The organism is Lysinibacillus sp. GW823-FHT02G10, from assembly GCF_058797135.1.
The window spans coordinates 213,058-234,323 of record NZ_JBXAJI010000005.1; the positions used below are offsets into that span (position 1 = coordinate 213,058).

A 21,266-nucleotide genomic window follows, 5' to 3' on the forward strand; every position below is an offset into this window, starting at 1 on the left:
CATAAGACAACATATTAGAGTTTATCTCTTCTATCTTTCACATTATCATATATTTGTATGCTTTAAAACTACCTGTTCCTAAGCAAAGCTGTCATCTATATGATAGAAAAAGTAGGTCATGCTTGGCGTATAGGCGGTGGAATCCTCGTAAAAATAAGGTCGATTAATACTATCTGAGGTGTGGGCATTCACATAAGGAATACCATTTTGAATACTTGTAACAATAACGGAGTGGTCAATTCTACCATTCCCTTGAAAATCATAAAAAATGACATCTCCAAGCTCTAGTTCCTCTGCATATTGAACACGTCTACCCTTCAATCCTGTTGTAGATCCTTCTAAATACCATCGTAATGAATGGGCAACAGACCAGCTAAAGCTCCAATTCCCTTGCTGAATCCACCAGCCGTTCTCTCTACTTGGTGCACCTCGCATCGGTGCCCCTCCTGCAAGTAAACACTGAGATATATAGTTCGTGCAATCTACATCAAAATTTGGAAAAGCAGGATTGCGTCTGTTCCACCACAAATTAGCATATTGAACTGCAGCTTGCCTATTATACATTTTTGCCATACATAACCTCCTCATGCCATCATATGTCTATTTAAGCATTTCTATTAGTTAGGTCCTTCCTCATAATTCTTATTGAAATCCATTATATTCAGCATGTTCCTTTCCAATTTCAAGAACATTTTTGCTACAATAAGGATTAAAGATATCTCAATTTTATTTTATGACCAGAAGGGATGTTGAATGTGAGGCAGCATGCTGAAAAAGAGATTTTACAGCCAACTCTTTTATGCGATAAAAAAGGTAATTTAAATCCAGCAGCCATCGGATTTGCACGCAAACCACTTATTAATAGCAATTTAAGCGGCCATCTCATGCGCAAAAAGAAATGGAACTATTGGTGTGTCTACGGTGATGAAATCTTGTTTTCAGCTACGATTAGTCATCTAGATTACGCAGCAGTCTGCTTCGTTTATTTCCTTGAATATGAAACACAGCGCTATTTTGAAAAAACGATCACAATCCCCTTTGGTGGTAAACTAAAAATGCCTACACAGGTTTTAGAATCTGTTTCATTTAAAAATAGTGAAATGATGATTGATTTATTATATATACAAAATGAAACACATCTATCTGTTTCTATACCAAACTTTGACGGAGATGTTTTACGCGCAAAGCTTATCATTCAGCACCCACCAGCGGACGAAACCTTAAATGTAGTCATTCCTTGGAATCGTAAAACATTTCAGTTCACAGGCAAGCATCACATATTGCCAACATCAGGTGTTGTCACAATTGGTACTCGGCGTTTTAATTTCTCAGCTGAGGAGAATTTTGCTGTGTTGGATTATGGACGAGGTGTATGGCCACGTGAAGCATTATGGAATTGGGGAATGGCCTCTCAACGAGTACGTGGACGACGCATCGGACTTAATTTAGGAGGTAAATGGACAGATGGCACAGGCATGACTGAAAATGCTGTTTTTGTTGATGGTAAAATGACAAAAATACATGAGGATTTATTATTTCAATATGATTCTGAAGATTATATGCAGCGTTGGAAAGTGAAAACAAAATTTTCTAATCAGGTCTCCTTAACCTTTTCACCCTTTTTTGAGCGTATAGCCCAAACGAATGCCAAACTAGTTAAATCAGAGGTACATCAACTATTTGGCTATTACGACGGTTCTATTTTACTCGACAATGGTGAAACACTGGTTATTCAACAAATGCTCGGATGTATTGAGGAACATCGTGCAAAATGGTAAAAACCCTCTAGAAGACGTTGCTTTCCGTGGGTATTTTGAAAATGCAAATGATTCCACGGAAGCTTTTGTCTCCTAACTGTCCACTTTTGCTCTAACTAAGGGCTCTTAATATCTTTTCTGGATCATCTGTAAATATCGCCTGTACACCGAGCTGTTGTAAACTTCGAGCATCGCGTTGTTCATTGACGGTATACACACGTACAGTTGCACCTTCAGCGAGAGCTAGTTTAACTGATTTACGTAAGGAAGTTGGCAAACTTACATGTAACGCCTTAGCTGGTATAAGAGCAATGTAAGTTGGGAAATCCACCAGCACCTCTGCAAACAATGCTGCACTTTCTATATAAGGCGCTATTTTTGATATTGTTTGCAATGATTCATGATTGAAAGATGAAATGATCACCCGCTCTGTCATTTGCTGTGCTGCTACTTCTTTGAGCACGAGCGCTTCGATTCCTTCATATGCAATAATGTCTGTTTTCAGTTCAATATTGATACGGTGATTGGTACCTGCAAATAACTCCAACACTTCCCCTAAGGTAGGAATTACTTCATCTCCGAACTCCCGTGAAAACCACGAGCCAAAATCAAATGTACGTAATTGTTGTAATGTAAAATCTTTTACATAGCCTGAGCCATTGGAGGTACGATCAATGGTCTCATCATGAATCACCACTACCTCTTTATCTGCGGTTAAATGAACGTCTAGCTCTATCCCTGCTATAGGAAGCTTTGATGCTGCTTGAAAGGCAGCCATCGTATTTTCTGGATAGTTTATCGAAACACCTCTATGTGCAAATATGTCCAAATTCAATAACCTCCTCTATTATTATTCAAAGAAAAACCTTCCAGCCCCATGTAATAGTAGCATACTTAACATTTTAGCTTTCACTTGCTGGTAAATATTATATATAGTAGTATGATAATCTACTTTGAAATTGTAAGTACCTAGGAGGTGCTAAAAAATGACTGTACAACATCCAGATTTTCAGGCTGAAGTAGAGCGGTTAGCGTATACCCAAGGCTATATGCAACAAATATTAGACGAATCACAACGAGATTTAAAATCTGCTCAAGAAAATATCCGCAAATCTATGGCCGATCTTGATTACTTAGATTCGAGTTTAAGTTATTTAAATATCTTAACAAATGCCAGATTTTTTGAAATGGCACGTAATCAAAAAGAAGGTCTAGAGGCCGTTCGCAAGAAGCCCTATTTCGCTAGAATCCATTTCCAAAAAACCGGTGACCCAGAAGAATTCCTTTATATTGGGAAAACATCACTATTTCATCGTGAAACCCATGAGCCCATTATTGTTGACTGGCGCTCACCCGTAGCTAATGTTTATTATGATGGACGTCTTGGTGACATGGAGTACGATGTCCGTGGTGAAGTTCATAAAGGACATCTCTTTGCTAAAAGGCAATACAAGATCGAAAATGGCGAATTACTCGATATACGAGATATTGATCTAACAACAAATGATGAACTACTACAAGAAGCATTAGCTGGAAAAGCTGATGTCCGTCTAACTGAAATTGTTTCAACCATTCAAAAGGAACAAAATGAAATTATTCGAGCACATCTTCGTCAACCAATTATTGTGCAAGGTGCTGCTGGTAGTGGAAAAACAACCATTGCTCTACACAGAATATCCTATTTCCTTTATACAATGGGTGAACATTTTAATCCTGAGCAGCTCATGATTTTAGCACCGAATAAGTTATTTATTGATTATATAGGCGATGTTTTACCAGAGCTTGGCGTCGATAAAATATGCCAAACTACTTTTACAGACTACGTTCTTTCTGCCACTAAATTAAAGCTTAAGCTTCAAAATCCAAATGAACAATTAGAATTGCTCGTTGCTGGAGGAAGTCAGCCTACTGCCTGGATTGCTGAAATGAAAGGCTCACTTTACTATCGTGATGTCATCGAACGCTACGTACAAAAGCTGGAACAAAAGCTCGCAGAGCAATTCGAAGATGTCTATATTGAAAAATACTGTATCATGCGTGCTTCCCACCTGAAGAAGCTGTTTTTATATGAATTCTCATATATGCCTATCGAAAAGCGACTTGAACATATTAAAAAGGTCTTAGCAAGCCATGTACGTCAAAAAAAACAGGCTGTTTTAGCTACACTCCATAAAAAGTATGATGAAGCATTGGGTAAAGCCTTAAATGGAATTCGAGATGATGAAAAACGGCGACGTGTTGTCACAAAATTCATTGATGAGCGTGATGAACGAATTCCTGCCATTGAAAAAGAAACGAAGACAACGGCATCAGCTTATATGCGTCGCTTTCCCAAACATAATATTAAAACACTCTATCGTACCCTTCTCACCGATGCAGAATTATTAGCAGAACTCGCCCCTGAATGGCATTACCTTGAACAGCAACAATTTTTGCAGGCACATCGTAAAGAACAATGGGCACTCGAAGATTTAGCTGCACTATACTATTTACAAGCACGTTTAAAAGGCATTGCAGATGAATGGAAGATGCGTGTTGTCTTTATCGATGAGGTCCAAGATTACAGTTTATTTCAGCTTGCTGCTTTAAAAGCAGGTCTTGATACAGATATGTTTACTATGGTCGGTGATTTAGCACAAGGTATCCATAGCTATCGCTCATTAACAGCCTGGGAACCTGTCCAAAGCTTATTTCCTCGTGCAAGCTTCCGCACTTTGCAAAAAAGCTATCGAACAACAATTGAAATTATGGAAGTCGCGAATCAAATTCTAGCGCAAATGAATGAACAGCTACCTTTAGTAGAACCCGTTGTGCGTCACGGTAAAGTACCAAGTTTTATTCAAGCAGAGCAATTCGATGCCTTCAAAGTTAAAGAGATTTTTGAAGCTATTCGTCAAAATGGCCATCGATCCATCGCTTTAATTTGCAAAACTACTGCAGAAGCCATTACTATGCAACAGGCATTAAAAGACAATGATATTGCTTCACAACTACTAACGGAAAATGAATCTATTAATCAAGAAATGTTACTTGTTGTGCCAAGTCACTTAGCTAAGGGACTTGAATTTGATGCTGTCATTGTAGCTGCCTACGATACACCATTTTACGATACACCCATTGACCGAAAGCTACTTTATGTAGCTCTTACACGAGCCATGCACGAGCTATACTTAATCGGTCCATCCAAAAAGACATTTTTATTAGAAAATTAAAAAGTCGCTAAAAGGCGACTTTTTTCTTTGCATCATTAATTTCTTGGGGGTAATTTATAAAACTTCCCTTTGGATAAATAAGCTTTCACAACTTTCCACCATGAATTAGGGGCTTCCTTCGGAGGAGACTTCTTCTTTGGCAATGCTGGCATGCGCATGATCACGACTCCTTTCTTAAAGCTTATTAATATTATATGAAGATAGTACGTGATTATGATAAAAAAGGGCGATGAGTTGATATTAAATACCTCTCATCGCCCTTTTTTCTATTGTTTTACATAATAATCAATTTGCTGTGCTTTCATAAAGCCTGCTTTTTCATAGACAGAAAGTGCTTTTTTATTGTCTACTTCTACATCTAGCATGACAAACGCTGCACCAACCTTACTCGCATAATCCTTTGAAAAGGAAAGAAGGGCTGTCCCAATACCTTGTCCTTCACAATTTGGATGTACAGCAAGTGCTGTTACCCACTGGATTTCATTTTCCTTAGCTGTAGTCACTGTGCCAACAACTGCACCATCTCTGTAAGCAACCCAAAGCTCTCTTCCATTTGTTGATGTATTAAAAGCAATAAGCTCTTCTGATTCTTCGGGTAGATCTCCAAAAGCCTCACAATAAATAGTAATCAGTTCAGCTTGCTCTCCGTTATAGGCTTGAATATTTATATCACTTCGTAATGTAACAGGCTCTGCTTTTGTTTCTAGGGTCGTTTCTGAAAAACTATAGGTAAACCCTTTGTTTTCAATAAATGTGTGCCCATAAGGGGAACCATCAATTACTACAGCTAATTGCCCCTCTGCCCCTCTTTCTTTTAGCCCTACTTGTATACCCTCAACTAACGCAGTTCCAATACCCTTTTGTCGATATGCAGGTGTCACCACTAATGACCACTCATATGTATGAAGTCCCATTAAGTCGATAGCACTAGCAGCACCAACTAGTAAATCCTTATCATCCTCATACGCTAGTACCATGAAGCCTTTATTCTCGAAAGAGCTAGCCATTGGTACATTCATAATGGTTTCATAGACTCGATAATCTTGAACTGTTGCTTCTTCACATAATAACTTTACTTCTTTCAATGTTTCTCCATCTAATGGAAAAGACACTGTCATCACTGAAATATTCATCATTTACTCCGTTCCTGTAACAGACTATTGCCCTATTGTAGCAAGAATGAAAATAAGCTGGCAACAAAATATATTAATACCCGCTATTAATCAGAATTTTACTTCAAATATTAGAAAAATAAAAGGATTTATACTATAAAAATTCAGTAAAATGACTGAAATTTACTAGAAATAATATACTAATTTTTCTAAAATAGAGATATTTATTCTTTCTCAACCCATTACTTTTAAACTATCTACTGCTTCATATTTTAATAATGTTATATAATAATTATACCATTTATTCAAATTAATAACATTTTTAATTCAATAAAAAAGAGCAACTTCAAATGAAATTGCTCTTTTTCCATCTATTCCTCAAGATGGTATGAGGATGAATGCAGCATTTGTGCATAAAGACCACCTGATTCGATGAGCTTTTGCTGAGGTCCAGCCTCCACTAATTCCCCTTTATGCATCACTAAGACCATATCGGCATTATGGACAGTATTTAAACGATGTGCGATCACAAAGCTCGTGCGCCCTTGCATTAACGTATCGAGTGCCTCTTGTATCGCCAGTTCTGTCACAGTATCGATACTGCTTGTCGCTTCATCCAATAGTAAAATTTTCGGATCAGCTATAAGTGCCCTTGCTATAGAAAGTAATTGCTTTTGGCCTTGGGAAATCTCGCGTCCATCCGCTGCAAGAATAGTATCATACCCATCCTTTAGTTTCATAATGAATTCATGTGCATTAGCTTGCTTGGCCGCTTCCTCAATCTCTGCATCACTCGCATCCAGTCTACCATATCGGATATTCTCGCGAACAGAAGCCTCAAACAAAAATGGATCCTGTAAGACAAAGGCCATTTGTGAACGAAGGGATTGTCGATCAATTTGCTGTACATTTATACCATCAAATAATACCTCTCCCTTTGAGACGTCATAAAATCTTGCAATAAGTTGAAGGATTGTCGTTTTACCAGCCCCCGTTGCACCAACAAGGGCTACCGTTTGACCAGGTTCCACTTTAAAATCTACATTTTTTAGTGTGTACCCCTCTTCTTCTAGTTCATATTTGAAGTACACCTGCTTAAACGTTACATGTCCCAATAGCTGATGCTTTTGTGCTGACACATTTTCTGCCTCTGGTTGTTCATCAAGCAAGGAAAATACACGTTCTGCACCAGCAATGGCTGACAGTACTGTATTAAACTGGTTTGCTAAATCATTTAAAGGACGTGTAAATTGTCGTGCATATTCAGTGAATATAACAATTACCCCTATCGATACATGTCCATATAACGCAAGAACTCCTCCTACACCTGCTACAATGGTAAAGCTCATATTATTTAAGAAGTTCATAACTTTAGGAATATAACCTGAGTATGTCTGTGCCCAAAAACCAGTTCTTTTTAAGCGCAAACTTTTTTCACGAAATTCTGCTTTCATTCGCTCCTCTTGTGAAAATGCCTTCACAATCCGCTGTCCTGAAATTGTTTCTTCGATCATCCCATTTAAGGCGCCAATAGCTACCTGTTGTTCTTTAAACAGTGGTGCTGTACGACGTGTAATCCATCGCATCGCCCAAAACATCAGTGGAATAATGATCATCGTCAGAACTGTCAGCAATGGGCTTAAACTGAGCATAATAATGACGGTTCCACCAAGCGTAAGTACACTTGAAAATACCTGAATAAAGGAACTGTTCAATGTTGAGCTGACAGCTTCAATATCATTCGTCATTCTACTCATTAATTCTCCATGCTGACGACGATCAAAGAATGCCACTGGCAGTCTTTGAAAATGAGTGAATACACTTGTCCTTAATCTATAGATCGTTTGCTGTGCGATGCCAATCATCCAATAGTTTTGCAGGAAAAGAGAAACGGCTAATAACACATAAATACCAATTAATAAGCCAATCCCCTTACCTAAGCCTGAAAGCTCGCCATGCATAACATAGTGATCAATCATTTGACCGATTACATAAGGACCAACTAAAGCTAATATGGAGCTAATCATCACTAATAAGAGCACCACAATAAGCAGTGCGCGTTGTTCGTCGACAATTTTCCATAACCGCAGCAATGTACTTCTCCAATCAGCTGCACGTGGCCCCTTCTTTTTCTTCACACCCTGTTTCAGATCATCTTTTGTCAAAAGCGGTTCATAGCCAAAAGGTTTCTGGAAAAATCCCATTAATCCTCCACCTCCTGTTGAGAGATAGCTATTTTTTTATAAAGCGAGGAAGTCTCTAAAAGCTCTTCATGTGTGCCATAAGCAACTACTTTTCCAGCATCAATCAGTAAAATGCGATCTGCACCTTTAGCTGTACGTATTTTTTGCGTAACAACAAGCATCGTTGCTTTTTCTTCACTCAGTGCCGCCCACAAAGACTGTTCAGTTTTCACATCTAAAGCACTAGTACTATCATCAAGCATTAAAATATGTCCCTTTCTCAATAGAGCTCTAGCTATAGATAACCTCTGTTTTTGCCCCCCCGATAAATTGACACCTTTTTGCCCAACCTTGGTATCATAACCATTTGGAAAATCTTCAACAGATGCATGAATTTGCGCCTGCATTGTAGCCTGTAATACAGCATCCATTTCAGCCTGTGTATCTCCCCAACGCACATTATCTGCAATACTTCCTGTAAATAACAATGACTGCTGGGGGACATAGCCAATCACTTCCCGCAACTCTTGTAAATCCCAATGTTGCACATCCTGACCTTCCACAAGTATTCTGCCTTGCGTTACTTCATAGAACCGAGGAATGAGCTGTAATAATGTTGATTTTCCTGCACCAGTTGCCCCCATGATCGCTAGTTTCTCGCCAGACTTAACTTGAAAGCTCACATCTGACAGAACAGGAACATCTCCTCCTGGATAAGTAAAACTAACATGGTCAAAGGTTAATTCTCCATATTGTGTGGCATGACCTACTTCTTCTAAAAGAGATGTATCTTCAACCTCATTTTCAACGGAAAGGATTTCTGCCATACGTTCTGCAGATGCCTTTGCACGTGCGTAGAAGATAATAATAAAAGCGAACATTGAAAATGAGCCTGTCATACGCATTGCATAATTCACAATAGCCACAATATCACCAAGTGGCGTTGTTCCTGTAGCAATTTGTTTTGTACCAAACCATAAAACTGCGAGCAGGCTCATATTCATAATGAACAAAAGAACCGGCATAATATATTCCATTATGCGTAAGGCCTTCACAGTATCAACCTTTAACCGTGATGCAACTTCATCAAAGCGTGTAGCCTCATATGCCCCTCTTAAGTAAGCCTTTACTAATCGTATCGCCTGTAAATTCTCCTGTAAAACTCTGTTTAAACGATCGACCCTCTTTTGTACACGCCCAAAATAAGTCACACCTTTTGCCACCATAAAAAGAAGAAAAATAAAAATGATCGGTGCACCAATAACTAAAAATAAAGCTAATTTCGGATTTACGACAAAAGCCATAATAATGCTTCCTATCACAGCAAGTGGCGCTCGAAGCATAATACGTAAGCTCATAAACAGCACCGTTTGTACCTGTGTAACATCATTTGTTAATCGAGTAATAAGCGATGCAGTGGAGAATTTTTGATAGGTTGCTAGCGTAAAGGATTGAATCCTATCAAACAGGGCATTTCGAAGATCATATGAAAAGCTTTGAGCTGTATGTGAAGAAAAATAAGAATTGATAACGCCCGCCAGAAAGGCAACAAAAGATAGCCCAAGTAAAACAGCCCCCCATTGCAAAACCATTCCTTGATTTTGTGCCCTTACTCCCTCGTCGATTATTTTTGCCATAATGAGTGGCTGCACAAGCTCTACAAATAACTCTAAAAGCATTAAACATAAAGCAAAAATAGCTGTCCATTTATATGGCTTTACATAGGAAAAAACTTCTTTCATATTCTTTCCCCCTTGTTGGTAGATAAAATTTAATGATAGTTAAAAACTACTAACACTATAGTATATTTATGCTTTTTCTCCTGCTATAGAAAGCCAGGTTACACAAACAAGCATAACGAATACTCCTATTAATTGCCAAAAACCTAAAGAAGTACCGAAAATAATAACAGAGATCACCATTGCTGTTAATGGTTCAATACTAGAAAGAATGCTCGTTTCAACTGCCGTAATGTATTTCATACTACTTAAAAACAATATAAAAGCTACTGTTCCAAAAAATATTAAAGCAACTAATAACATTAAAATTTTAAAATCTACTAGAACAACCCATTGAGTGGACTGCTGCCAAACACGGCTTACTAAGCCCAAAGTGAAGCCACCCACCAGCATCCCCCAGCCCACTACTAAAAGCACACTCCACTCCTTCATTAAGCGTGCAGGATACAAGGTGTAAAATGCAAATGTTAAGCCTACTCCTATTCCCCATAACAAGGCTTTTGGACTAATAAGTAAACTTTCAAATGATGCATTCGTTAGTAACAGAAACAACCCTATAAGGGTACCAATAATACCTAACACTTGATATTTTGGTGGCCATTTCTTTAAACTAAGAGAGACATACGCGACAACAAATATTGGCGCTAAAAACTGTAGTAAGGTAGCAAGCACAGCATTACTTTCATTAATTGCAGCAACAAATGTAAATTGGACACCAAGCATACCTGCAATACCAAAAACTATGAGTTGTCTCCCCCATAGCTTGTGCTGCCAAATTCCAAAAATATTTTTTCCTGTTAACAATAAATATGTAAGTAGTAATATACCTGCAACCGATAAACGGATTGTTAACATAAAGGATACAGTCAAAGGTGTATGATTAAGCAACCACTCCATTAAAGGGCCAGTTGCTCCCCATAACATAGCACCCGAGACGATAAATATTATTCCTTTTAAACGTTTCATACCAATCCTGCTTCCTATATACGTACTAAAAATTGTTACTTTTCTTCAAATCATTTCTTATATTTCACTAGAAAAGTCCTATTAATTTTTACTATCAAATATTTACAAATATATTCATAATGACTAATTCCCGATTATTATCTATAATATTAGTATATATTGATTACCCAAGGAGATCGAATAATCATGAGTCATATGCATAAATCATTTACGATTGATGAACATTATTTAAATTCACTTCCTTTTCCTGCAATTATCATTAATCAAGATGGACAAGCAACAGTCTGGGGAAAGAGTGCTGAACATCTGATTGGCTTATCAGCTAATGATATTAAAGGAAATACTACTCCATCTATACACGAAAATCTACTGCGTCAGCTTCCTGTCGAAACACTTCAATCTATTTTACAAAATGAGGACAGTACGTATCTAGAAAAAATTCAAGTACACACAACTTCAAATGCAGAAATAACAACAGCTCTGCTAGCTAAACCTTTTACAGATGAGGGAGAACGTTTTATTCTATTGATTTTTATGCTCCCAGAATTAATGACGCAGGCTATCTCTCAATGCAATACCTTTGTAAACCTTAAGCAAGGTTTAGATGCAACCTTTATGACTGTTACACTCGATCACGATGGATTTATCTTGGAATGTAATAATGAATTTCTAAAAACAAGCCAATGGACACCAAAGCGTGTTATCGGCAAAACCTTTTGGCAACTGTTCCCTGATAATGAAATGAGTGAAAAAATAACACATACGATCTGGCGTAATTTAAATAATGGTCATACATGGCAAGGAGAAGTTGAAAAAATTACAAAAACGGGGCAATCCTATTGGGTGCTACTAACGGCTATCCCCCTCGTTAATCTTGAAACAAATGAACAACAGTTTATCCTAATTGAAAAGGATGTAACTAAATCAAAAACGATTCAACACCAGCTTGAAAAAATTGCTTACATCGATACAGAAACAGGTTTGATGAATGCACATCGACTTGAAAAAGTAATCACCAATATGATTGACGATGAGAGACACTTTTCATTTGTTTATCTAAGTATTGATAAATTTTATACACTTAAAGAATTACATGATCAACAAATCGATCAAAGCCTTATTGTTGAATTTACAAATCGTATAAAAATGTATTTCCAAGATAGCACGATGGCTCGTATAAATGAAAATGATTTTGTTGTCATTACGCCTTTAAGTGAATGGTTTATTCAAGGCTTTTTATCTTACTTACAACAACATCCGATTTATAGCGGCAATATTGCTGTACCAATTTCTATTAGTGGTGGCATAACTAGATATCCTGAGGATCAATCAACATTCTCTCAGCTTATGAAGGCATCCATTGCTACTATTTCTACAGTCCGTGAGGCTGGCGGAGATAAAATTGTTTCTTTATCAACAGCAACACATAAAGCTTTAAATCGTAAAGCATTAATTGAAAAGCGCTTACTCCAAGCACTTGACCAAAAGAACTTGAAGGTACTCTATCAGCCACAAATCGATGTGTATTCTGGAAAAGTTACTGCTGTTGAAGCACTTGTACGTTGGGAAGATGAGGTAATAGGTGTCGTAACGCCTGATGAGTTAATTCCTATCGCTGAAGAAACAGGCCTAATTAATAATATTGGGTCCTTCATGCTGGAAAAGGCTTGTGAACAAGCATTACTTTGGAAAAAGGCTGGCTATGATTTAAAAGTATCTATCAACTCTTCTGTACGCGAATTCCGTGATAAGAATATGGCAAAATCTATACTTGAAATGATTACAAAAACAGGTTGTCCAGCGAACCTATTACAAATTGAGATTACTGAAAAATTTGCTTTAGAAGCTGAAGCCGCAACGTCTATTGCACAGCAAATGCGTAAGCTTGAAAACGAAGGCATTTCTTTTGTATTAGATGATTTCGGTACTGGCTACGGCTCATTTAGATATATGCAAATTTTACCAATAAGTACATTAAAAATCGATCAAACGTTTACAAATTCACTCTTAAAATCCGAAAAGAGCCAAAAGCTTATGAATGGTATGGTACAACTAGGTAAATCCATGGAATTGAAAGTGGTCGCTGAAGGTGTAGAAACAGCTGAACAAGCAGATCTATTAATCACTTACGGCTGCGATGCCATTCAGGGCTATTATATTAGTAAACCTGTTACACCTGAAGAGATTGAACTATTACTGACAAAATAACAATAATGAAGAAGGAGGCTGCGTTTATTTAGCACGCAGTCTCCTTCTATTTTTTATAAACCTTTTGTAATTTTACTTTACTGGAACGAACTGAGCGGAATATGAGTTGGATAATTACTTCTGCAAAAACTAGTCCAATAACAATAGCACCTGTAATTAAAAATGCCTTTAAGCCATATTGCAAGCCTTGTAAGTAATCATCTTCTACCACATTTCTCATTGCATTATAAGCCATGCCCCCTGGTACTAATGGTATAATTCCCCCAACAATAAAAATAATCATGGGTATTTTAAAGCGTCGGGCATATAAATGAGCAACGATGGCAATGACAAATGAGCCAAAGAAAGAAGCTTTGACAACATCCATGCCTTGCTCTGTTAGAACATAGTATATAATCCAGCCAATTACCCCAACGAGTCCGCAATGAAGTAGTGTTTTTCTAGGAACATTAAAAATAATGGCAATCCCAGCTGTCGCAAAAAAACTAACTATTAATTGTATAATAATGTCCATCATCTGCATATTATCCGCCTCCTAAAATCCTAGTGTGACGGCGATTGCTGCACCAATAGCAAAGGCTGTTAAAAAGGCCTCTGCTCCCTTTGCCATCCCTGACATAAAATGACCTGCCATTAAATCACGAACAGCATTTGTAATCAAAATACCTGGTACTAGTGGCATGACGGAACTAATAATAATTTTATCAAGTTCAGTACCATAACCATACTTTACTGCAAAGAAGGCAACAAAGCCGAGGACGAGTGATGCAGTAAATTCAGAAAAAAACTTTACCCTTGTTAAATGATTAATGAATACAAGTACTAGGAAACCGAGCCCGCCTGCCAAAAAAGCAATCGGAAAATCCGACCATCCACCCTTAAACATAATAAGGAAACACCCACTAGCAAGCGCAGCTGCTAAAACTTGTAAATAAGTTGGTAAAAAATAATTTGTTTTTTGTATCGACTTTAGCTCGTCATAAGCTTCTTCTAATGTTATGATTTGAGATGTGAGTCTACGAGATACTGAATTTACCAAGGCGATTTTTTGCAAATCTGTAACCCTACTGGGAATTGATGTAATTCTTGTTGGCTGTGTCTTGCCTAACGAAAAAATGATGCCCGTTGGCGTGGCATAACATTGAGCATTAGGCATATTTTGAGAATGTGCCATACGCAGCATCGTATCCTCGACGCGGTATGTTTCTGCACCACTTTCAATCATAATGCGTCCTGCAAGCAATAAACAGTCAATCGTAAGTTCATTATCCGCATCTTGTAAGACCATTGCAGCTATCTGCCTCCTTCAAAAGGTTCCTTGCCAATATTAACGAACTGCCAATAAAAACTCAACTGAAAATTTTTTCTTAAGCAATGGATTATCTTTCAATTTATTTTTACAGTTACACTAATATTACGCATGTGTTTTTTCTATTTTAGTAGGTATTTTACAACCTCTTAAATAGAAGTACAACTACAATTAATTCGCTAATTCTTGAAGAAAAAGCGATCTTAATAAATTTCCACATAATTACATAAAAAGATTCTAGATTTGTATAACTTTTTTAATGACTGGCACGTCTGATTGTATAGAAAATAAAAAAAGAGGGGAGCGTATCCAAAACCATGCAGGAACGCAGAAAAAGACGCGGTCCAATAATTGATTTCTTATTACTTAGCCTTATTGTGACCTTAACAACTATTATACTTTTTATTATCCTTTCAAAGGATGACTTTAAGTTTCAAAAGATTAGTGCTTCAAAAGAATCCGAGACGGAATCGGTGAATAGTCATTTATCGACCGAAAGTTCTGCGTTTCCAGGCATACGTATTGTTACAGACGTTTCAAATGACAAACGAACACCATTTGCTATACATTACCCACAAACAGATAACGAGGTTTTTAATGATGCCGTATTACAATACATATCGGATTCAAAAGAAAACTATCTAACATCGATGAAGAAAAATAAAGATACAGATGCTATGGGTGAATTAAATATTAGTCTAGAAACTTTTCCGTACCGAGAGCATTACTATTCCTTTGTGCTAACAAAAATGCTATATGTAGGTGGAGCCAATCACGAAGTCTCCACAAAAACATTCTTCATTAACAACGAAACGGGCGAACAAATTACAATCCAAACGCTCTTACAAAATGATGAGAATAACTTATCTACGTTGGCTGTAAACGTCCGAAAAGATTTGCAAAAAAACCTCCAATTAAAGGATGAGCTTTTCAACGATGAACTATTAAAAGCTACCGAACCAAAATGGTCTAACTTCAATCGCTTTGCTATTGTTGATGATTCATTACAAATCTATTTCGATGAATATGAGATTGCTAGTGGAGCAGCAGGTACCCCAATAGTGAAACTACCCCTTTCGCTTATTAACCCTTTGTTAGCCTCCGAATTTCAAATCGCAATGGAAAATGTAAAACCAATTAATCCACCACCAACTGGCGATCCGAATAAAAAACGTATTGCTTTAACATTTGATGATGGTCCACATCCAAAAGTGACGGAGCAAATTTTAAATATTCTTGATAAGTATCACGCAAAGGCTACTTTCTTCATGCTCGGTAGTCGTGTACAATACTATCCTGACATCGTAAAAGATGTTCTTGCACGCGGTCATGAAATTGGAAACCATTCGTGGAACCACCCTGTCTTAACAAAGCTTACGCAGGAACAAGTGATGAAAGAATATAACACGACTGCCACTGAAATTGAGAAGGCAATCAATCAAGGTGCCACAGTTTTTAGACCACCATACGGTGCAACTAATGACACAATTAATGCCGAGATTCCTATCCCTGTTGTGCTATGGACAATTGATACATTGGATTGGAAACATCGAAATGCACAGCAGCTATTGCCACACGTAAAAAATAATTTACACAATAATGCCATTGTCTTAATGCATGATATTCATCAATCCACTGCAGACGGACTTGACGCTGTTCTTGCCTATTTACAAGAGCAGGGCTATGAATTTGTGACTGTTTCCGAGATACTGCCATATCGACAATAGTAATAAACAAAAAGTCCAATGAATTTCTCCATATTCATTGGACTTTCTTTTTGGTTGAAAAAGATGATGTCAACGCCAGAAAAATCAACTTTGCAAGGCGAGAGGTTGACTTCTGTTCCGCCAGCGTCCTTTCCAGAGCGTCCGATGAGCCGCTTCACTCACCTACGTTCATCCAGGGTCTCATCTGTGACGCTAAATCCCCTAGGAGTGACGCTGGCTCCACTCCAATCAACCATTCTGCAAATTGTCTTTACTTTTTCATAGTAGCATAGCGATCAAATAGCCCATTATCAGAGGATGATGGGTGACAACACCTCTTCATAAAGAATAATGAACACCTTCACTATATTTGAAAACCGTTGCTAAAGATACAGGATTGGAGTAGAAGGCTACTTGATACCTTTCAATTGACTGTTTTGTTTTTCTTATTATTTTATTGTTAATGTATCTAAAGGCTTGAAGTCATTTAACTGATAGCTTTTTATCTCGTTACGCGCTATTGTATACAGCGTATCATCTATATAGACAACACGTTGTACAACTTGCTCCCAATTTTCATAGGACTCATTATTATTACGATTGATTATATTTCCTTTCAATACTATCCCTTTCTCTGCAGTAATTTCATAAATTTGAGCACCTTGACCTTGATAGACAACTTCGTCTCCCTTACCTGCCTCATACAGTACTACAGGGAAGCCAAAATAGTTGTATTCCTTATTGCGGAATAGCGCTTTAGGATTGTATTGCACTTCAGAGGAAGAACCTTTCCCACCAATTTTTACGGTTGATTGTTCTTTCGGATTTCGGAAGTCTGATACATCGAATAGGGACATCTTCATATTGGTTGTCACAGTAAAATTACGTTTCGTATACGAATCATAGCGTTGCTCCGTATCATAACCAATACCAATTAAATGCGTATCATCTAATGGATGTAGGTAATTACTGAAGCCAGGAATCTTCAATTCCCCTAGTACAGCAGGCTTTTTCGGATTCGCTACATCAATGACAAATAGTGGATCCACTTGTTTAAATGTCACCACATATGCTTTTTCTCCCATAAATCTAGCTGAATATATCTTTTCTCCAGGCGCCATATCTTTTACTGCACCAAGCGGTTTTAAATGTTCATCCAAAATAAAGAGATGGTTATAGGAAGTACTTTTCTCATTCCACGTATTACCTTCTGTTGTAAAGATCCGGAAGTTCCCCTTATATTCATCCATTGAATACTGATTTAACACAGTTCCCTTTACTTCCGTACTTCCGACAAAGTTCAAAGTCGTTCCATCTACATCCCACTTGAAAATTTGAGTGTCGGCTGACCTCGGTAACCAAATCATATCCATAACGCGCTTTTCTGATGAAACATCAATACTACTTTCATACATTGGTGTCGTTAAATACAGGGCATTCTCTGACATATAAAGACCACTACTTCCACCTAAGTACCCTTTCGTATTGGCAGTTGTCTTAGCTCCATTTTTTAAATCGACAGCTGTAATTAAACTATAGGTACCATCCATCGTATTTGGTAAGATTGAGATTTTTTCTAAAGGCAGACTTTGGTACTCTGTTCCTGCCATACTATCAAATGTTTTAGGCTTTAAATCGGTTTTATTGTCTTCTTGTAGCATCCAGTAATTTGGATACATATTACCGATTAAATATAATGTGTCATTCGTTATGCGAATATCCTGCAAGAAGCCTTCTTGCCCAACATCACGTACATGCTTTGGATTGCTTGGATTTGAAATATCATAAATTGAGGCTGTTACCATAGCTGTGCCTGCTTTTTCAATATATTGATCCCCAATGGCAATTAATAGATTGTCATATAGGGCAAGCTTAGAAATATATTGGGAATGTTTTAATTTGATACTTGTAGCCATCTTTAAATTCTTAGGATCTTTAGCATTCACCACTGTAATGCTCTGATCTTTTGCAGTGTAAATAAAGTCATCTTTTACCACTACAATGTCACCCTCTTCTACCCCCTCTACTTGATTATTAGTTGTAGACTCATTATTAGCTGTTGCTTTATCTTCACTTGCTGTACTTTGTAAGCTCTCTTCTTCTCTAATTTCTACTCTTTGAGTTGTTAACAACTTTTTAAAATACTGCTGTAACTCTTTCTCCGATTTAACGGCTGTTAATGTCTCGATAATTGTAAATGGAATTGTCTGTGAAGCTACATTCAGTCCGCCTTGTGCAAAGGCCTCCTTTTTTACATGCAATTGATAATTACCTGGTGCTAACTTTTTCACCACTATCGTTTTTTGATCTTCCAACAATTCAATTGTTGCAGGTACTTTGCTTCCTTTTTCCGTAGTGATATAGACATATTCCTCAGTTATTTTGTTTTTCTTTAAAGCAACTGAAAAAGATGCTTGCCAGTTTTGTGTTGCCATACTTGCGCTAGCCGCCTTTGCCGTCACATCTGTATTCACTATCAATGTAAAAATTCCAGGCACGATAGCTAGAACGATAATCAGCATAATTGCGAACCATTTACTTTTCATCATTTTTCCTCTCCTTCATATACTTGTTTATTAATTAGACTAGTAAAAAAGAGGAAAGTTACATTTTTCTGAAATTTTCTAAGTAAGTTGAGGCACAATAAAAAACGAGAGGGAAACACTTCCCTCTCGTCTATTCTTCAAATGGCCATTTAGGTAACATATTTTTTAATGGCTTATCTTGTCGTCTTCCCAATACATAATCTGCCTGCATAATAGTATGAATTTCGCGAGTCCCTTCATAAATGACTGGTGCTTTGGAGTTTCTTAAATAACGGGCAACTGGATACTCGTCTGAATAGCCATAGGCTCCATGAATTTGGACCGCATCATCCGCAGCCTTATTCGCAAAATCACAAGACTGCCATTTTGCCAATGATGTCTCTCGAGTATTTCGAACACCTTTATTTTTCAATTCTCCAACACGATAGACAAGGAGACGACTCATTTGATAGCCTGCTTCCATATTAGCAATCATTCGTCCGACAAGCTGATGCTCACCAATAGGTTTACCAAATGTCTCTCGTTCATGACAGTATTTCACACTAGCCTCTATGCAAGCTTGGATCAAACCAACAGCACCTGCTGCTACTGTAAATCGACCATTATCTAGCGCAGACATGGCAATTTTGAAACCCTCGCCCTCTTCACCAAGTCGGTTTTCAATTGGCACGCGTAAATCTTCAAAAAAGAGCTCACCTGTATTACCAGCACGAATACCATATTTTCCTTTTATCGCTTTAGATGTAAAGCCAGCCATGGAACGTTCTACAATAAACGCACTAATTCCATGATGTTTTTTCGATTTGTCTGTATAGGCAAATACGATAAAGTGGTCTGCAATATCACATAAAGAGATCCACGTTTTTTGCCCATTGAGGATATAATGATCTCCATCACGGACGGCAGTTGTTGACATGGCAGCTACATCAGACCCAGCCCCTGGTTCTGTGAGACCAAAAGCTCCAATCCGTACACCTTTAGCTTGCGGAACAAGGTATCGCTGCTTTTGCTCTTCAGTCCCCCACTGCATTAAGGTCATGCTATTTAAACCTGTATGAACAGATACGGCTGTGCGAAATGCCGTATCTCCCCGTTCAAGCTCCTCACATACGATAGCAAGTGCATTATAATCCATGCCACTACCTCCGTATTGTTCAGGAACACAAACACCCATTAAGCCAAGCTCAGCAAGTCTGGACCAAATTTTAGCATCAAAGCCACCTTCAGCATCCCATTTTGCAATATAGGGAATGATTTCCTCATCAACAAACTGTCTTACTGTTTTTCTTAGCATTTCCTGCTCAGTGGACATTTCAAAGTTCATGGTCAGCACCTACCATTTCACAATCATAGCAGACTTATGTGATGTCTCTTTAATGACCACACCTCGTTTAGCCATCTCTTCAATATACGTATCACCTGGCACAATTGCTTCAGGCGGGAATACACCATGCTCTGTAATAACACCGGCACCAATCATCTGAGCAACAACTGAAATCGTATTTGCCGTAGCACGGGCCATAGCTGTTTCATTAATTGTCATATCTTTACGTACAACCATTTCATATTCATATGTCACCTGCTGTTGGGCCTTTTCACCTGCTACAATAACACGTAACAATACAGCATCAGGTTTTGAGCCCAATTCAAGCTTCTTTTTGAGTGCCTCTCGTACGACTGCACGAACAGGCACTTCTTGATTATCCACTTCTACCTTATTCGCAGAATCAAGGAAGCCTAAGTCTGCTAAAAGTTTAAATTTCTCAGCATGGCCTTTATAACGGATGGTTTTATATTCTAATGTGCGGACATTCGGGAATGTCTTATACAATGTGGAGATACCACCAGATGTATAAAATGCCTCAAGCACACCGAAATCATCAAAATAAATAGGTTCAACGCCTGATAGGGATGGAACTTCTTGAAGCTTGCCCTTCTGAATCGTTTTTGAAGGCTCAGTATAATGATCGAAAACGCCATCTAAAGAAAACACGCGTGTATAATGAAGCGGAGGCTTTGGCTCAGTTGGAATACCACCAACAAATAGTTTAATAGATTCTACTTCGTCTAATTTTGAAGCACCATAGCCCGCTAGAATATTGATCATACCGGGAGCAACACCTAGGTCAGGAATGATTGTAACACCTTTTGCCTTTGCTTCCTCATGTAAATCTAATATCTTCTCTGTAACGCCACCGATATGACCACCTAAATCAACGGAATGGACGCCTGCCTCAATAGCTGCTCTTGCTACTCGTTCATTGAACGAATAAAACAATGCATTGACGGCAACATCCCCCTTCGAAATAACACTCATTAATGAATCGTCACGTTCTGCGTGTAGCTCTACCACTTCTACCTTATTTGTATCTAGCGTATCTACAAAGTCCTGTGCAACTTTTACATCGATATCACCTAAATACACACGCTCCACTTTATCGTTTTTTATTAAATCACGAGCTACCTCTTTCCCCATTAAACCTGCACCTAATACAACAACTTTCATCAAGAACATCCCCTTTCGTTGA

15 protein-coding genes are annotated in these 21,266 nt (G+C 37.9%); 4 read left to right on the plus strand and 11 right to left on the minus strand.

From position 1 onward, the window contains the following. Nucleotides 1–78: 78 nt before the first annotated feature. Entirely contained in the window at nucleotides 79–573 is a 495-nt protein-coding gene (locus AC1RFD_RS16600; RefSeq protein WP_492475098.1) for an amidase domain-containing protein, read from the minus strand. Between the two features lie 182 nt (nucleotides 574–755). Between AC1RFD_RS16600 and AC1RFD_RS16605 the strand changes: the two genes are divergently transcribed. Next, nucleotides 756–1,778, plus strand: coding sequence for a DUF2804 domain-containing protein (locus tag AC1RFD_RS16605; RefSeq protein ID WP_054549082.1), 1,023 nt, complete (start codon nucleotides 756–758; stop codon nucleotides 1,776–1,778). Between the two features lie 91 nt (nucleotides 1,779–1,869). On the opposite strand, the gene AC1RFD_RS16610 is transcribed toward AC1RFD_RS16605, so the two are convergent. Next, nucleotides 1,870–2,586, minus strand: a complete 717-nt coding sequence (locus AC1RFD_RS16610; RefSeq protein WP_326141418.1) for a glycerophosphodiester phosphodiesterase — start codon at nucleotides 2,584–2,586, stop codon at nucleotides 1,870–1,872. Between the two features lie 157 nt (nucleotides 2,587–2,743). Between AC1RFD_RS16610 and helD the strand changes: the two genes are divergently transcribed. Then, on the plus strand, nucleotides 2,744–4,969 hold the full coding sequence (gene helD / locus AC1RFD_RS16615; RefSeq protein ID WP_492475099.1) for an RNA polymerase recycling motor HelD: 2,226 nt from the start codon (nucleotides 2,744–2,746) through the stop codon (nucleotides 4,967–4,969). 266 nt (nucleotides 4,970–5,235) lie between these two features. Here the strand turns inward: helD and AC1RFD_RS16620 are convergent, their stop codons facing one another. The 4 genes from AC1RFD_RS16620 to AC1RFD_RS16635 form a co-directional block, all read right to left on the minus strand. Then, nucleotides 5,236–6,105, minus strand: a complete 870-nt coding sequence (locus AC1RFD_RS16620) for a GNAT family N-acetyltransferase (protein WP_233436290.1) — start codon at nucleotides 6,103–6,105, stop codon at nucleotides 5,236–5,238. A 347-nt stretch (nucleotides 6,106–6,452) separates the two neighbouring features. After that, complete coding sequence (locus AC1RFD_RS16625) at nucleotides 6,453–8,285, minus strand: ABC transporter ATP-binding protein (protein ID WP_492475100.1); 1,833 nt, start codon at nucleotides 8,283–8,285, stop codon at nucleotides 6,453–6,455. Further along, on the minus strand, nucleotides 8,285–10,006 hold the full coding sequence (locus AC1RFD_RS16630; RefSeq protein WP_048393307.1) for an ABC transporter ATP-binding protein: 1,722 nt from the start codon (nucleotides 10,004–10,006) through the stop codon (nucleotides 8,285–8,287). Before AC1RFD_RS16630 ends, AC1RFD_RS16625 begins: the two co-directional genes overlap by 1 nt. A 66-nt stretch (nucleotides 10,007–10,072) precedes the next feature. Continuing rightward, entirely contained in the window at nucleotides 10,073–10,969 is an 897-nt protein-coding gene (locus AC1RFD_RS16635) for a DMT family transporter (protein WP_048393305.1), read from the minus strand. A gap of 186 nt (nucleotides 10,970–11,155) precedes the next feature. Between AC1RFD_RS16635 and AC1RFD_RS16640 the strand changes: the two genes are divergently transcribed. Beyond that, nucleotides 11,156–13,177 carry an EAL domain-containing protein gene (locus tag AC1RFD_RS16640; RefSeq protein ID WP_054549078.1) on the plus strand — a complete coding sequence of 674 codons (2,022 nt, stop codon included), beginning with the start codon at nucleotides 11,156–11,158 and terminating at the stop codon, nucleotides 13,175–13,177. Nucleotides 13,178–13,223: 46 nt separating this feature from the next. Here the strand turns inward: AC1RFD_RS16640 and AC1RFD_RS16645 are convergent, their stop codons facing one another. Both AC1RFD_RS16645 and AC1RFD_RS16650 read right to left on the minus strand, forming a co-directional pair. Continuing rightward, nucleotides 13,224–13,700 (minus strand): threonine/serine exporter family protein, encoded by a 477-nt coding sequence (locus tag AC1RFD_RS16645; protein WP_081010948.1) that lies wholly within the window; start codon nucleotides 13,698–13,700, stop codon nucleotides 13,224–13,226. A 12-nt stretch (nucleotides 13,701–13,712) separates the two neighbouring features. Next, complete coding sequence (locus AC1RFD_RS16650) at nucleotides 13,713–14,465, minus strand: threonine/serine exporter family protein (RefSeq protein ID WP_288583040.1); 753 nt, start codon at nucleotides 14,463–14,465, stop codon at nucleotides 13,713–13,715. A gap of 338 nt (nucleotides 14,466–14,803) precedes the next feature. Here AC1RFD_RS16650 and AC1RFD_RS16655 point away from each other — a divergent pair, with 338 nt between their 5' ends. Next, nucleotides 14,804–16,213 (plus strand): polysaccharide deacetylase family protein, encoded by a 1,410-nt coding sequence (locus AC1RFD_RS16655; RefSeq protein ID WP_048393300.1) that lies wholly within the window; start codon nucleotides 14,804–14,806, stop codon nucleotides 16,211–16,213. Nucleotides 16,214–16,641: 428 nt separating this feature from the next. Here the strand turns inward: AC1RFD_RS16655 and AC1RFD_RS16660 are convergent, their stop codons facing one another. The 3 genes from AC1RFD_RS16660 to AC1RFD_RS16670 form a co-directional block, all read right to left on the minus strand. Beyond that, entirely contained in the window at nucleotides 16,642–18,741 is a 2,100-nt protein-coding gene (locus AC1RFD_RS16660) for a beta-propeller domain-containing protein (protein WP_492475101.1), read from the minus strand. A 127-nt stretch (nucleotides 18,742–18,868) separates the two neighbouring features. After that, a complete protein-coding gene (locus AC1RFD_RS16665) occupies nucleotides 18,869–20,062 on the minus strand; it encodes an acyl-CoA dehydrogenase family protein (protein WP_048393298.1) in 1,194 nt (397 codons plus the stop codon). Nucleotides 20,063–20,071: 9 nt separating this feature from the next. After that, nucleotides 20,072–21,244 carry a saccharopine dehydrogenase family protein gene (locus AC1RFD_RS16670; RefSeq protein ID WP_054549077.1) on the minus strand — a complete coding sequence of 391 codons (1,173 nt, stop codon included), beginning with the start codon at nucleotides 21,242–21,244 and terminating at the stop codon, nucleotides 20,072–20,074. Between the last annotated feature and the right edge of the window lie 22 nt (nucleotides 21,245–21,266).